Genomic DNA, 13,513 nt, shown 5'->3' on the forward strand with positions numbered 1-13,513 from the left:
TGGCCGGCGAACCGACTTGATGGAGTAAGAGCCATGACCAAAGCCTCGGACTATCGCGGCTTCCGCACCGCGGGCGCTCGGCTGACCGAAGAGCCGCTTGCCCATCTCGACTTTCACCGCTCGAGCCTGCTCGGGGAGTCCGTGCATGCGATCCATGCGTTCGACAAGGCGCATGCGCTGATGCTGAGCGAGGAGGGCATCCTGCCGCGCGGGACCGGCATCGCGATGCTGAAGGCCTTCCGCACGATGGAGGAGCGGGGCGTCGAGGCGGCGCGCGCCGAGGCCGATGGCGGTATGCATTCCGGCGAGCACTATCTCACCAAGGCGTTGGGCGAGAAGATCGGCGGGAGACTTCATCTGGGCCGCAGCTCTGGTGACCTGATCGAAGTGGCACGACGTATTACCTTCCGCAGTCACGTCCAGCGCATGCTGGCAGGCTTGATCGTGCTGCGCGGCACCTTGCTCGACCTCGCTGTGGAACATCGCGAGACGGTCATGCCGGGCTACACCCATGGCCAGCACGCCCAGCCCACGACGTTTGCGCATTGGCTCACCATGTTCGAGGAGGTCTTTGCCCGCGATACGCAGCGGCTGCTGTCCTTCCATGTGCGCGTGAACCGTTCTCCCGCAGGGGCCGCGATCATGACCGGCTCCGATTTTCCCCTGAATCGCCAGCGTGTGTCAGACCTGCTCGGCTTCGATTCTCCGCTCTCGCACACAATGGACGCCATCCTCAGCCATGATCTGGAGATGGAATATGCCGGTGTGCTGGCCGTTCTCGGCCAGAATGTCGGCCGATTGGCCGACGATCTCTTCATTTGGTCGACGATGGAATTCGACATGGTTGAGCTGCCCGACCGCTATTGCGGCACGAGTTCGATCATGCCCCAGAAGAAGAACCCCGACGGTCTGGAAGACATCAAGGGCGTCGCCGCGCAATCGCTCGGCATCGTCGCCACGGTGATGATGGCCGAGAAGGGCCCCACGGGTTTCCCGATCATGGAACGCCGCAACAGTCAGGCGATTCTCTGGGACATGGGCAGGGCGCTCGGCGTCCGCCTGGAGACGTTGTCGCCATTGATGCGCGACCTCAAGGTCAAGGTCGGCCGGATGCGCGAGCTTTCCGGCGCCAATTGGGCGCAGGTCACCGACCTTGCCGCGGCGCTCGTCCGCGAGAGCGGCATCGACTGGCGCAATTCCCACCAGATCGTCAGCGTGTTCGTCCGCCGCAACATCGCCGCGGGCATCCGACCGGACAAGGCGACGTCAACCTCGCTCGATGAAGCGGCCCGTGAACTTGGCATCGCGGCGCCGCGCCTGTCGGCGGCCGTGTTTTCGGATGCCATGAATCCCGCTGCGTTTGTTCGCCGCCGCAAACTCCTGGGCGGGCCGGCGCCCGAAGCGATCAGCCGTGAAGTGGAGGCGGCGCGTGGCAGGCTCGATGCAGATGCGAAGCTGCTCGGCGCTCTGGAAGGTCGGATCGAACGAGCTTATGAGGCATTGGAGACTGCAATTTCGGCGTTCATCGCCGATTGAGATGTCCGCAGCGTTATGCCGCGGGCCGCGCGCAGAGCGTCGAGCGATCAGTGCTTCACCTTGAAGTGCTATTGTCGATCTCTCGAGAGAAGTTCCAAGCGATTGGCGCTCGCGTCAATTCGATCTGACATCAAGTTTCGGGATGCCGGGCGCTGAGGCCCGACATCCCGCATCGTCAGGTCCGACGTTCGATCAAGGCAGAATTGGTGGATGGTAGGTGAAAGTCGTCATCAAGATCGCAGCCAGGATCATGACGATCGGAAAGTGCACGAAGAATTGCACGGACGTGTAGCCGATCAGGTCTTTTGACTTCAGCCCGAGCACGCCCAGCAGCGGCAGCATCCAGAACGGGTTGATGAAGTTCGGCAGCGTCTCGGCGATGTTGTAGACCATGGTGGTCCAGCCCAGATGAGCCCCGACTTCGTTGGCCGCCTTCATGATGTAGGGCGCCTCGATCATCCATTTGCCGCCAGCCGACGGAATGAAGAAGCCAAGCGCGGCGGAATAGAGCCCGATCAGGAACGAGAACACTGTCGAGTTGACCGAGACGTTTGCAAACCAGTGAGCGACGGTATCGGACAGTGTCAGCCCGTTGGCATTCGGCACCTTGGTCAGCATGTGGGCGATGCCGGCATAAAACGGAAACTGCAACAGCAGGCCGGAGATGCTCGGCGTTCCCTTCGAAAAAGCCTCGAGTAGGCTGCGGGGCCGCCAGTGCAGGAGAATGCCAAGCACCAGGAACACGAAATTATAGGTGTTGAGGCCGGACAGGGTGATCAGCGGATTGCCGGATTGAAAGGTCTGCCAGAGCCAGCCCGACGCCAGTGCGACGATCAGGATGGTCAGAACGGGACTGAACTCGAGAAAGTCACCGGGCCGGGTCGGCTTCTTTGGCTCGATCCGGTCCTCATCGAGAGACACGCCGAGATCTTCTGCGGTTCTGGTCAGCGCTTCATTTGGCGCCGTCAGATAGCAGATTGCCGCTGACAACGCAGTCACGACGATAATCGTTACCAGGTTTTGCCATGTCAGGATCGTCTCGGAAAAGCTGATGACACCGGTGATTGGCAACAACGAGGCCGGAATGCTCGCCGCGTTGGCCTGGAGCTGGGCGACCGATGAGGTGATGCCGAGCGTGAAGCCGCAGCCAAGGCCAAGGTAGCCGGCCGCGCCGGCTGCGCGATAGTCGAGCTTGATGTCCTTGCGCCGCGCGATCTCGCGCACCAGAAGGCCCGAGAAAATCAGGCTCAGGCTCCAGTTCAGCAATGACGCGGCGATACTGAGCACGCCGACGAAGACCACGGCGCCGCGCGCGGTGGAGGGTACGTTGGCTAGTCGTCGCATCAGCGCAGCGACGGGCGGCGACATCGCGACCACGTAGCCTCCAACGGCAGCGAGTGCCAATTGCATCGTGAACGGAATGAGATTCCAGAAGCCGTCGCCGAAGGCGCGGCTGACCGCAAGCGGTGAGCCGCCATGCGCGATGGTGCCGAGTGCGATGACCACCACGGCGACCAGAACGAACACATAAGCATCGGGAAACCAGCGCTCGGCGAAGGCGACCATGTGCTGCGAGAATCTCGCAAGCACGTTGGCCTGTCTCGGCGTATCGTCCAGGAAGATGGCTTTATCCGTCGTGTCGGTCATTGCGGCCCCCATAGTCGCGTTGGTGTTGCGTTCGTTTCGTCACTTTGGATCACAGTGCAAGCGTGAGTTCCGAGAGCGGAACGGATTGGCAGGTCAGGCACTGATCGGGCGCGCCGCCGTCGCCGCCGTCGCCGAGCCGTGCGACATTGCCGTCGACGACGCGCATGAGGCAGCTCTCGCACTGGCCGACACGGCAACCGCTGGGCAGGGACAGACCGGCTGCCTGGGCCGCGTCGAGAAGCGTCCCGAGATCCGGCGTCCAGGTGAAGCTCCTGTCGCTGTCGGCGATGTGGACGATTTGCGGCTTCAGTGTGCGCGGCACGACCGGCGGTGAGGTGAAAGCTTCCGAGAAAATGTCGAAGCGCGGGACGCCCCGTTCAATCAGTCGGGCCGTCATCGATGCCGTGAAGTCCGGCGAACCGCAGAGATAGGCGAGGGGCCTTTGTGGCAGCAACGGATCAATCGCCGAGAGATCCAGTCGCCCCTCGTAGTCGTAGTCTCCCGGACGACGATCCTGTGCGCGCGGCGCCGAATAAGCCGTGACGAGATCGAGCTCCGGCAGCAGATCCTCGAGCTCGCGCAACCGGCCGGCAAATGCATGTTCGCCGCCGTTACGGCAACCATAGAGCAGCAGCACCCGGGCGACGCGTTCGGCGCGCTTTAGTTTCGCCAACGCTTCGAGATGACCGATAAACGGCGTGATGCCGATTCCGCCTGCAAGGAAGATCAGCGGCCGGCTTCCTTGCAGCGGCGGCGTGAAGATGCCCTTTGGTGCCTCGATCCGAACGCCATCGCCGACCGCCAGACGATGAACGTGATCGGAAAGGTGAACGGTATCGTCGGCGACTCCTGAAACGTCGGACCTGCGCCTCTTGACCGCGATCGACAGAAAATCGTCTCCGTCATGGCCGGTCAGTGAATAGGCGCGAGCGGCAACGGGGCCCGGCAGGTTCAGCATGATGTGCTGTCCCGGGAGGAAGGCGGGAAGCGCGCCGCCGTCGCTCGGCAGAAGCGTCAGCGCGACGACGTCGTCGGTCTCGCGATGAACGGCTGAAACAGTGAAGTCGCGCTTGCCGGTCCAGTGGCCGCGGCTCGCGGTCTCATCCTTGCGGATGTCGCAGCTCGTGGCGCGCAGCGGCACGGAGCCGCTCACGGGATCGCGGTTAGCATCGCTCAGGGCATCGTTCATGTTCGACGTTGGCGATCCCGCAGGCTGGATCGCGCCGCGTCCGAGCGGCGGACAATCCTCCCACCAGCCGAACTCGGCGACAGCGACGCGATCGTCGAGCGCCTCGTTCAGCCGCACGCGCAGCCGGGCCTCTCCCGAGCGGGTTTTGACGATCACCCAGTCACGATCCCTGAGGCCACGCGCGGCGGCGAGCGCCGGGCTGATCTCGATCGCCGGATCGGGCGTCTTCTTGCGCAGGGAAGCGACGTGACGATGCGAAGAGTGGACAAACCAGCCGCTCTTGGCCGTGGTGAGCACCAGTGGAAAGCGACTGTCGGCGTGGTCAGCGAGCGGACTTTCGGCGGGCTCGATGTGGGCCGGCAACGGCGCATAGCCATGCTCGAGCATCAATTCCGAATAGATCTCGACGCGGCGCGTCGCGGTAGCGAAGCCGGCAACCGCACCGTCCTGTTGCGCGAGCGCGTATTTCTCGTGACGAAGCAGTTGCGGGAAACGCATGCCCTCGGGATGCCGACGTAACTCGTCGACCGTCACGCCGAGCGGTGCGAGCTGATAATTCCAGCCGGCGCGGATGTCGCCGCCGAAAAATTGAGCGGCCAGGCCCAGCCTTGCCGCAAGTTCGATGGCGATTTCATAGTCGGCCTTGCAATCGCCGAGCCGCGGCAACATCTGCGGACGGAACTGGATCGTCTCGACGGCTTCCTGCGTGATCTCGAAGCCGATCTTCAGAGCGTCCCGTTCCCAGGGCATGTTGGCCGGCAGCACGATGTCGGCATTCTCGGCCGTCGGATTCATGAACATGTCGACGTGGACGTGGAAGTCGAGCGCGCGCAGCGCCTCGCGGTTGCGCGAGGAGTGGCCCTGCGAGACGACGAGATTGGTCCCGAAGCTCATCAGCGCCCGCACCTGGTAGGGTTCGCCGGTCAGGACGGCGCGGCTGAAATCCCGTGCTGTGATCCATCCCCGGCTCGGCGGCCCGAGCGGCAATTCGTCGAGGCCGAGCGCCTTGGCCTGTTGCTCTCGCGGCAACAGGGAATAGTCGTTGACGGTGCGTGCCGGCGGCGGCGCAAGCCAGACATTGCCGCCGGGGCGGTCGCAAGCGCCGGTAAGTGCATAGAGCGTTGCAATCGCCCGCTCGATCATCGTCGCATTGGTGTGCTGGCCGACGCCGGTCCAGGAATGATAGGCGAGCTGCGGACTGTTCTCGAACAGCTGGTAGAAGTCCGCGATCTTGCGCTCGTCGAGCCAGGTCGATTCGGCCACGCGAGCGGGCGTGTAAGGAGCGGCCTCGGCGGTCAGCAAACGGAAGGCTGTTGCGGCCGCGACCACGCGCCCATCCAGCGCACGGAGTGTTGCATCACCATCGAGCTTGCAGGAGATGGGGTCGAGCGCCGCAAGGCCTGGATCGAAGGCGCGTGCCGTTCCGGACTGATCCAGCACGACGAACCTGCTGTCTGATTGATGCGCCCAGAGTTCGCTCGCGCGGACGAAGCGACCCGTGTCGGTGTCGACGAGCAGCGGCCCATTGGTCCAGCGCGTCACGAAGTCTGCGTCATATGAGTTTGTGGTGATGAGGTGCCGGATTGCGCCCATCGCCAATGCGCCGTCCGCGCCGGGACGGATACGCAACCAGATATCGGCCTGCTGGCCGGAGCCGTTCGGCTTGGGATCGACCACCGCGACCCGCGCGCCGCGTCGCCGGGCGTCGGCGATGCGTGTGGCCTGGGCGAGCCAGGTGCGGGCCGGATTATGTCCCCACAGCACGATGGCGTTGGCTTGGTCGTAGTCGGGAACGCCGATGCCGCGTCCGAAAGTCAGGGCATGGGCGTAGTCCTTGTGCCAACCGCAGACTTCGACCGCGTAGATCAAGTTAGGACTGCCGAAGCAGCGGATGAAGCGCTCGACCCATTCGAAGCTGTCCACCATCGGCGTGCCACTCGGCGTGGTCACGGCAAAGGCCACCGCTTCGGCTCCGGATGTCTTCCGAATGTCGCCGAGCTTCTCGGCGATATCGTCCAGCGCCTCATCCCAGGAGATTTCGATCCAGCCGGGATCGGCCGCGTCCCTGGGTGCTGTTCGGCGAAGCGGTTTGGTCAGGCGACGCGGGCTGTGCACCATCTCGGGCGCGGCCCGGCCCTTCGCGCATAGCGCTCCGCCGGTCGGATGTCCGGGCAGGGTCTCGACAGCGACCAGCCGGCCATTCTCGACGACCATGGTCGACCCGCATCGGGATCGGCAGAGGGTGCAATAGCCGGGTACGCGCTGCGCCATATGAGGTGCCACACCGTCCGAAGGTTGAGTAGTAGTGCGTTACTGTAAAACGTTACTTATCCTCATCCGTGGCGTATTCTTCGTCAAGCCCATTTATTGTGCCGTGACCAAACCTGACTATTGTGCCGCGGACGAACCGGATGATTCCGGAGCCGACGAAGCGGGACTGGAATGGATCAGAATCTAAGGGAGCAGGTGCTGCAGCAGGTGCGCGCGGAGATCATTTCCGGTCAGAGCATGCCGGGATCGATGTATTCCGTGCCCACGCTTGCCGCGAGCCTAGGCGTGTCGAGCACCCCCGTCAGGGAAGCGCTGCTCGAATTGGCGCGCAGCGGCCTCATCGAGCCGATGCGCAATCGCGGCTTCAGGGTGGTCGAGCCGACCTTGGCCGAGCTGCGCAACCTGTTCGATCTCCGCGAGGTGCTGGAGCTTCATGCTGCGGCGATCGTGGCGCGTAAGCCAAAGAAGAATCTCAAGAAGCTCATTCCGTTTGCCGATGAGGTCGCGCGCGCGGTCAAGGCGGAAGACATCAGGCTCTATCTCGAGGCCGATCGAACCTTTCACCAATTGCTGACGGAAGCGGCCGACAATCCGCGCCTCACCGACATGGTGATGGGATTGCGCGATCAGATGCGGCTTTACGGCATCAAGTCGCGCGCGGGTCTTGCCCGCCAGAATGAATCCGCAGCCGAGCACTATCAAATCATCGAACTTGCGATGGCCGGCAAGGAAGAAGCGCTTACCGGTCTTCTCAGGCGTCACATCAGGTCGTGGGAGCCGATCTTTGTGGAGGCGCTGTCGCGGATGACAAGTCCGCGCGAGCCGATCGTCGCCATCCGCGACCGTGGCCGATAGCGACCGGCCAAAATCAAAGCAGATCCAAGGTTTCCCGGGATATCAGGTATCGCGATGAAGTGGCGCGGGGGCGGCCACTCAGCATCTTCTCCACGCGTTCACGAGAGTTGCGCGGTTGCGCGTGCGATACGCTGGCACGCTTCTTCGAGCTCGACAGCGGAAGTCGCGTAGGAAATCCTGAAATAGGGCGCGAGGCCGAACGCCGAACCAGGAACAACCGCGACGCCCGCCGCGTGCAGGAGATGCTCGGCGAAGTCCTTATCGCTCTTCAGCGTTCGCCCCTCGGGGGTGGTTTTGCCGATCAGGCCGGCGCAGCTCGCAAAGGTGTAGAAGGCGCCCTCGGGCACGCGGCAGGTGATGCCTTCGATCCCGTTCAATGCGCCGACGACGAGATCGCGCCGCTCTTGAAACGATCGGCAGCAATCGCGGACAAAATTCTGCGGGCCGTTCAGCGCCTCGATGGCTGCGGCCTGACTGACCGACGAAGGGCAGGAGGTCGACTGGCTCTGGACGACGGCCATGGCCCGGATCAGCGCGCTTGGTCCGCCGCCATAGCCGATGCGCCATCCGGTCATCGCGTAGGCCTTCGAAACGCCGTTGACGGTCAGCGTCCGGTTGCGCAGAGCCGGCTCGATCGCCGCCGGCGTGGCGAAGCGAAAGCCGTCATAGACGATATGCTCATAGATGTCGTCCACCATCAACCAGACGTGCGGATGCGCGAGGAGCGCGTCGAGGATCGGTCGATAGTCGGCTTCCGAATAGGCCGCGCCGGATGGATTTGACGGCGAGTTCAGCATGACCCATCGCGTGCGAGGCGTGATGGCGCGTTCAAGATCGTCGGGCGAAAGCCGGAAACCATTGGCTTCGGAACAAGGCACCAGCACCGGCGTGCCGCCGGCGATCGCAACGATGTCGGCGTAGGTCACCCAGAACGGCGTCGGGATGATGACCTCGTCGCCGGGGTTGATGGTGGCCATCATGGCGTTGAAGAGCACCTGCTTGGCGCCGGCCGACACGGTGATCTCGTCCTGCGCGAACTCGAGCCCATTATCGCGCTTGAACTTCGCACGAATGGCGGCCTTGAGTTCCGGTGCGCCGTCCAATGCGGTGTACTTGGTCGCGCCGGCGCGCATCGCGCGCTCGGCTGCATCCTTGATCGAGTCCGGCGTGTCGAAGTCGGGCTCACCCGCGCCGAGGATGATGACGTCCCGGCCCCGGCGCTTCATCTCCGCAGCGAGCCCGCTGATCTTCAGGATCTCCGACACGCCGATCGACGAGAGGCGGTGGGAGGGGTGGAATAACGCCGAGCTGTGAAGAGGCGCGTTCATGCAACTTCTCTTTAGGCCACGTCGAACTTGACGCCCTGCGCGAGCGGCAATGTCCGGCCGAAATTGACCGTATTGGTTGCGCGGCGCATGTAGGCCTTCCAGGCATCCGAGCCCGACTCGCGTCCACCGCCGGTTTCCTTCTCGCCACCGAAGGCGCCGCCGATTTCGGCGCCGGATGGGCCGATATTGACGTTGGCGATGCCGCAATCCGATCCGCGCACCGACAGGAACGCTTCGGCTTCGCGGAGGTCGTTGGTGAAGATCGAGGACGAGAGTCCCTGCGGGACGGCGTTGTGCAAATCGAGCACCGCATTGAAGTCGTGATATTTGATCACGTAGAGAATAGGCGCGAAGGTCTCGTGCACGACGGGGCCAGCCTGTTCTGCGATCTCGACCAGCGCCGGGCGGACATAATACGCCTCATCGGCGCCGTCGGAGACGACCCGCTCGCCGCCGAACACCTTGCCGCCCGCCGCGCGTGCCTCGCTCAGCGCCTTCTGCATCGAGGCGAAGGCTGCTGCGTCGATCAGCGGACCGACCAGGTTGCCGTCCTTGAGCGGGTCGCCGATGGTCACGGACTCATAGGCGCGCTTCAGTCTCGGCACGAACGTGTCATAGACGCTGTCGTGGACGAAGAGGCGTCGCAGCGTCGTGCAGCGCTGGCCTGCCGTACCCATGGCGGCAAACGCGACCCCGCGCAGCGTCAGGTCGAGGTCGGCCGTCGGCGCGACGATTGCGGCGTTGTTGCCGCCGAGCTCCAGGATCGCGCGCGCAAAGCGTTTTGCGAGGCGCGGTCCGACGATACGCCCCATCGCAGTCGAGCCGGTCGCCGACACCAGCGGGACCTTGGCGTGATCGACGAGGATTTCACCGATCTCGCGACCGCCGAAGAGAACCGCGGACAGGGCGTCCGGCGCCTTGCCGCCTTCCGCTTTGAAGCGCTCCAGCGCGCGATCGAACAGCGCTTCCGTCGCAAGCGCGGTCAGTGGCGTCTTCTCGGACGGTTTCCAGACGATGCTGTTGCCGCAGATCAGCGCCAGCGCCGCGTTCCATGACCAGACTGCGACGGGGAAGTTGAACGCCGAGATGATCCCGGTGACGCCGAGCGGGTGCCAGCTTTCCATCATCCGGTGCTCGCTGCGCTCGGTTGCGATGGTCAGGCCATAGAGCTGGCGCGACAGGCCCACCGCAAAGTCGCAGATATCGATCATTTCCTGGACTTCGCCGAGGCCCTCGGACGCAATCTTGCCGGCTTCGATCGACACGAGCCTGCCAAGCGCCTGCTTGTTGGCGCGCAACTCCTCGCCAAGCAGGCGGACGAGCTCGCCGCGCTTCGGCGCGGGCACCAGTCGCCATTCGAGGAAGGCCGCATGCGCCTTGTCGATTGCCGCCTGTGCATCGGCTGCACCAATCTCGTTGACATGGCCCGTGATCTCGCCGGTGATCGGCGATCGTGCAATCAGCTTGCCGCCGGTGTACCGGCTGCGCTTGACGCCGAGTGAGCTCAGGAGCGCGTCGGCCTCGCCCGCCAGGGAGTTGATGGTGCGTGTTGCTGCTTGGGTTGTGGTCGTCATGGCGGTTTTCTCTTGGACGGTTGAAAGGCGGTTCGATCAGGCCATGGCCCGGCGTGCGAGGTGCGGTGACCCGAGCTGGACCAGAGCTTGTTCCAGGGAATCCCTTTCCGTCTGCGCGTAAAGCTTCATTTCATCGTGAACCTTGGCGCCGAGGGCGGCTTCGAACGCAGCCCGGTTGGAACGCGCGGCGTAGTTCTGCTGCTTGTCGGTGCCGAGATTCGACTGGAAGATTCCTGCCGCGCTGACAGGGAGGAAATCCTCGTAGACGATCGGATCGTAGCGCAGAAAGCCCGCAGATACCAAATCATCGAGGCTGGATGGCGGAGCGTGCCGCTTGCATGCCTCAATGCCTGCGGGCGTCGCCGAATAGCGGAAGAAGGCGAGCCCCCGCGCGTGAAGCTCCGACCAATCGTCCGGAAACGCTTTGAATCGCTCGGCCAGTTCGGTGTCGTAGTCGCGCGCGGTCGCGCCTGCCTGCCGCACGGAGGCGAGCAATCGGTCGTAGAGCTCGCGGCCTTTGGGCGTGAGGGCAACGCCGCGCTGCTCGATCTCGCCGAAGCGGGCCGTATGTGTCCCGGCGACGTTCGTTGCATTTGTCTGCCTGAACAGGATCGGCTCTTCGAGCGCCTTGAAGCTGGTCTGGCGCAGCAGGATCGGGCAGTCGCGCCGCGGCGGCCCTTCGATGACCGCCTTCGGCGCAATGCCGCGTCGGGGCATCCCGGCCTGGACGGCATCGATGTCCAGCGTGCGCGGTGTCAGATGGTTGATGTGAGGCCCTCTGAAGCTCACCACGTCGGCGATCAGCCGGTGGGCGTCATGTAGCCGCTTGTAGACCTCGAGGCTGACCGTCGCTTCGCTGTGCCAGCGAAAGGTATCGAGCGCTTCGCGTACGAACTCCTCCGCCTGCGCGGCGGTCAAGTGACCCTCCGTCTCGAAAATGCTCACGAATTCGAGCGCGCGCGGGGTGAAGATGCGGCGCTCACCAAGGATTCGCTCCGCCTGGGCGCGAAGGGTCTCATCCTCGATCAGGTCGAGGCGCAGCAGCGAGGTGAATACCCGGAACGGATTGCGCCGGAGCGCGGCATCGTCGATCGGCCGAAAGGCCGTGGCATGGACGGGCACGCCGGCCACCGACAGGTCATAATAGCCGACCGGGTGCATGCCCATCACCGCAAAGACGCGACGCATGTCGAACAATTCGTCCGCGCGCCCCAGGCGAATGGCGCCGTGACGCTCGACGTTCAGCCGCTCGAGTTCATCGCTTCGCTCGAGGCTCGCACGAAGCTCCTCGTGCTGGCGCAACGTTTCGCGATTGGTGTCGTCGACGAGTTCCATCAGGGTGCCGTATTGCGGCACTTCGACCCGGTACATGTCCGACATGGCGCGGGAAAACAGAGTGCGGATCTCGTCCGCGTCCGCGCGCAGCGCTGGCATCAAAGTCTCCATCGACGGCGGATCGGCCGTCATCGTTGGCCTGATCCAAGGTATCATGCAATTTCATCATGAACCCGGCGATTAGACCTTGCCAGTTCGGCCAATTCAAACGATGTTTAATCAGAAGATCATTCTGAAACGGAATGAGTAGGGATGAATCCGCAAACACCTCGTCGCTTTCTTCCCTCCACCGCCGTCTTGTCGGCGTTCGAAGCCACGGCGCGGACCGGCAGCATGACGCTCGCCGCGCGCGAGCTTCGACTGACCCAAAGCGCCGTTAGCAGGCAGATCAAGATCCTGGAAGAGCAGCTCGAGGTCGAGCTCTTCATCCGTGAGCGTCAGACCGTTCGGTTGACCTCCGTTGGCGAGTCCTATGCCCGCGAAATCCGCGACGCGCTCCACAAGATCAGCTCCGCCTCCTTCAATCTCCATGCGAACCCGCGGGGAGGGACTCTCAATCTCGCCATTCTGCCGACCTTCGGCACCCGCTGGCTCGCGCCGCGCCTGCCCAGATTTCTGGCTGCAAATCCCGGGATCACCATCAATCTTACGACCCGCTTGTCCTATTTCGATTTCAGGGCCGAGACCCTGGACGCGGCGATTCACTTCGGTCAACCGGAGTGGCCCGGGGCCGAGATGGCTCTCTTGCGATCCGAACAGATTGTCCCTGCGTGCAGCCCTGGGCTGAAGAAGCAATACGGCTTCCGGGCTGCGGGTGATCTCCGCAAAGCCCCACTGCTGAGCATCTCAACGCGCTTTCACGCCTGGGATCGGTGGTTTTCCGCTCACGATGTGCCGGCCAGAACCGCTCAGGGCATGGTGTTCGATCAGTTCGCGACCGCAGCCCAAGCGGCGATCGCCGGCCTCGGCGTCGCGCTTCTGCCGACCTTCCTCATCCAGGACGAGCTCGCGAGCCGCAAGCTGGTCCGTGCCATCAACCTGCCGATGGAAAGTCCTGAACGCTATTACCTGGTTTGGCCGTCCGAACGGACGAAATACCCGCCGCTGGCGGCCTTCCGGGAGTGGCTGGTCGCGGAGACCGCGCCGGACCGTTAATCACGATGCGCTGGACCTTTCCCCGACGGAGCGCAATAATTTCCCCTCGTTTTGTTCAGAAACAGGCACTTTGGAGAGTTGTAAATGGCGCGTCCGGCGGATGCCAGGAAGGACCAGGATCTTCTCAACATCCTGATCGCAAATGCGCGGACGTCGATCTCCGATATCGCCAAGGCGCTGGGCGTGTCCCGCGCGACCGCGCAGGGGCGAATGGCGAGACTGGAAAAGGAGGGAACGATCGCGGGCTACACGGCGGTTCTGGGCAAGCAGGATCATGTCACGGCGATCGCGGCGATCATCCTGATCGAGCTGGAGGTCAAGCAGCAAGGAAACGTCATCGCGGCCCTGCGAAAGAAGGCCGAAGTCGTTCACTGCTACACGCTGAGCGGTCCGTTCGATCTGTTCGTGAAGATCAATTGCGCGACGTCAACGCATCTCGACGAGATCATCGACTGGATCGCCGAGATGGAAGGTGTTCGCCGCACCACGTCATCGATTCTTCTCGCCAGAAAATTCGAAAGGTGAGCAGCGCGTAGGCAAAACACTGCCTCGCAGCTCTTGTCGCTGCTCCATTTCTTGGCAAAATTCCTCATTTCCCATCGAAATAGAACTTAGCCCGACGG

The 13,513-nt window shown here is 63.4% G+C and carries 9 protein-coding genes; 4 read left to right on the top strand and 5 right to left on the bottom strand.

Annotated elements, in window-relative coordinates:
• Positions 1-33: 33 nt before the first annotated feature.
• Positions 34-1,536 carry an argininosuccinate lyase gene (argH, locus tag JQ603_RS18470; protein ID WP_283817440.1) on the top strand — a complete coding sequence of 501 codons (1,503 nt, stop codon included), beginning with the start codon at positions 34-36 and terminating at the stop codon, positions 1,534-1,536.
• Positions 1,537-1,728: 192 nt separating this feature from the next.
• On the opposite strand, the gene JQ603_RS18475 is transcribed toward argH, so the two are convergent.
• The gene (locus tag JQ603_RS18475; RefSeq protein WP_212341479.1) at positions 1,729-3,183 is read right to left on the bottom strand and encodes a short-chain fatty acid transporter; all 1,455 of its coding nucleotides are present in this window, start codon (positions 3,181-3,183) and stop codon (positions 1,729-1,731) included.
• A gap of 49 nt (positions 3,184-3,232) precedes the next feature.
• Positions 3,233-6,643, bottom strand: coding sequence for a molybdopterin-dependent oxidoreductase (locus JQ603_RS18480; protein WP_212341481.1), 3,411 nt, complete (start codon positions 6,641-6,643; stop codon positions 3,233-3,235).
• Between the two features lie 171 nt (positions 6,644-6,814).
• On the opposite strand from JQ603_RS18480, the gene JQ603_RS18485 reads away from it, so the two are divergent.
• Entirely contained in the window at positions 6,815-7,498 is a 684-nt protein-coding gene (locus tag JQ603_RS18485; RefSeq protein ID WP_212341483.1) for a GntR family transcriptional regulator, read from the top strand.
• Positions 7,499-7,596: 98 nt separating this feature from the next.
• On the opposite strand, the gene JQ603_RS18490 is transcribed toward JQ603_RS18485, so the two are convergent.
• Genes JQ603_RS18490 through hglS form a run of 3 tightly spaced genes read right to left on the bottom strand, consistent with a single transcriptional unit; the run spans position 7,597 to position 11,834 of the window.
• Complete coding sequence (locus JQ603_RS18490; protein ID WP_212341485.1) at positions 7,597-8,826, bottom strand: pyridoxal phosphate-dependent aminotransferase; 1,230 nt, start codon at positions 8,824-8,826, stop codon at positions 7,597-7,599.
• An 11-nt stretch (positions 8,827-8,837) separates the two neighbouring features.
• Positions 8,838-10,400 carry an L-piperidine-6-carboxylate dehydrogenase gene (gene amaB, locus JQ603_RS18495; RefSeq protein ID WP_212341486.1) on the bottom strand — a complete coding sequence of 521 codons (1,563 nt, stop codon included), beginning with the start codon at positions 10,398-10,400 and terminating at the stop codon, positions 8,838-8,840.
• Positions 10,401-10,436: 36 nt separating this feature from the next.
• Positions 10,437-11,834: a 2-oxoadipate dioxygenase/decarboxylase HglS gene (gene hglS, locus JQ603_RS18500; RefSeq protein WP_212341566.1), complete on the bottom strand. Its 1,398-nt coding sequence runs from the start codon at positions 11,832-11,834 to the stop codon at positions 10,437-10,439.
• Between the two features lie 153 nt (positions 11,835-11,987).
• Between hglS and JQ603_RS18505 the strand changes: the two genes are divergently transcribed.
• Complete coding sequence (locus tag JQ603_RS18505) at positions 11,988-12,890, top strand: LysR family transcriptional regulator (RefSeq protein ID WP_212341487.1); 903 nt, start codon at positions 11,988-11,990, stop codon at positions 12,888-12,890.
• An 84-nt stretch (positions 12,891-12,974) separates the two neighbouring features.
• Positions 12,975-13,415 (top strand): Lrp/AsnC family transcriptional regulator, encoded by a 441-nt coding sequence (locus JQ603_RS18510; protein ID WP_212341488.1) that lies wholly within the window; start codon positions 12,975-12,977, stop codon positions 13,413-13,415.
• The last annotated feature ends 98 nt before the right edge of the window (positions 13,416-13,513 follow it).

The organism is Bradyrhizobium liaoningense, from assembly GCF_018130825.1.
In the GTDB taxonomy this organism is placed as follows: domain Bacteria; phylum Pseudomonadota; class Alphaproteobacteria; order Rhizobiales; family Xanthobacteraceae; genus Bradyrhizobium; species Bradyrhizobium liaoningense_B.

Bases quoted from the DNA above. Each gene is read 5' to 3' on its own strand.
- JQ603_RS18480 (WP_212341481.1), bottom strand. From the start codon at position 6,643: ATGGCGCAGCGCGTACCCGGCTATTGCACCCTCTGCCGATCCCGATGC.
- JQ603_RS18505 (WP_212341487.1), top strand. From the start codon at position 11,988: ATGAATCCGCAAACACCTCGTCGCTTTCTTCCCTCCACCGCCGTCTTG.
- amaB (WP_212341486.1), bottom strand. From the start codon at position 10,400: ATGACGACCACAACCCAAGCAGCAACACGCACCATCAACTCCCTGGCG.
- hglS (WP_212341566.1), bottom strand. From the start codon at position 11,834: ATGCCAGCGCTGCGCGCGGACGCGGACGAGATCCGCACTCTGTTTTCC.
- JQ603_RS18485 (WP_212341483.1), top strand. From the start codon at position 6,815: ATGGATCAGAATCTAAGGGAGCAGGTGCTGCAGCAGGTGCGCGCGGAG.
- JQ603_RS18510 (WP_212341488.1), top strand. From the start codon at position 12,975: ATGGCGCGTCCGGCGGATGCCAGGAAGGACCAGGATCTTCTCAACATC.
- argH (WP_283817440.1), top strand. From the start codon at position 34: ATGACCAAAGCCTCGGACTATCGCGGCTTCCGCACCGCGGGCGCTCGG.
- JQ603_RS18490 (WP_212341485.1), bottom strand. From the start codon at position 8,826: ATGAACGCGCCTCTTCACAGCTCGGCGTTATTCCACCCCTCCCACCGC.
- JQ603_RS18475 (WP_212341479.1), bottom strand. From the start codon at position 3,183: ATGACCGACACGACGGATAAAGCCATCTTCCTGGACGATACGCCGAGA.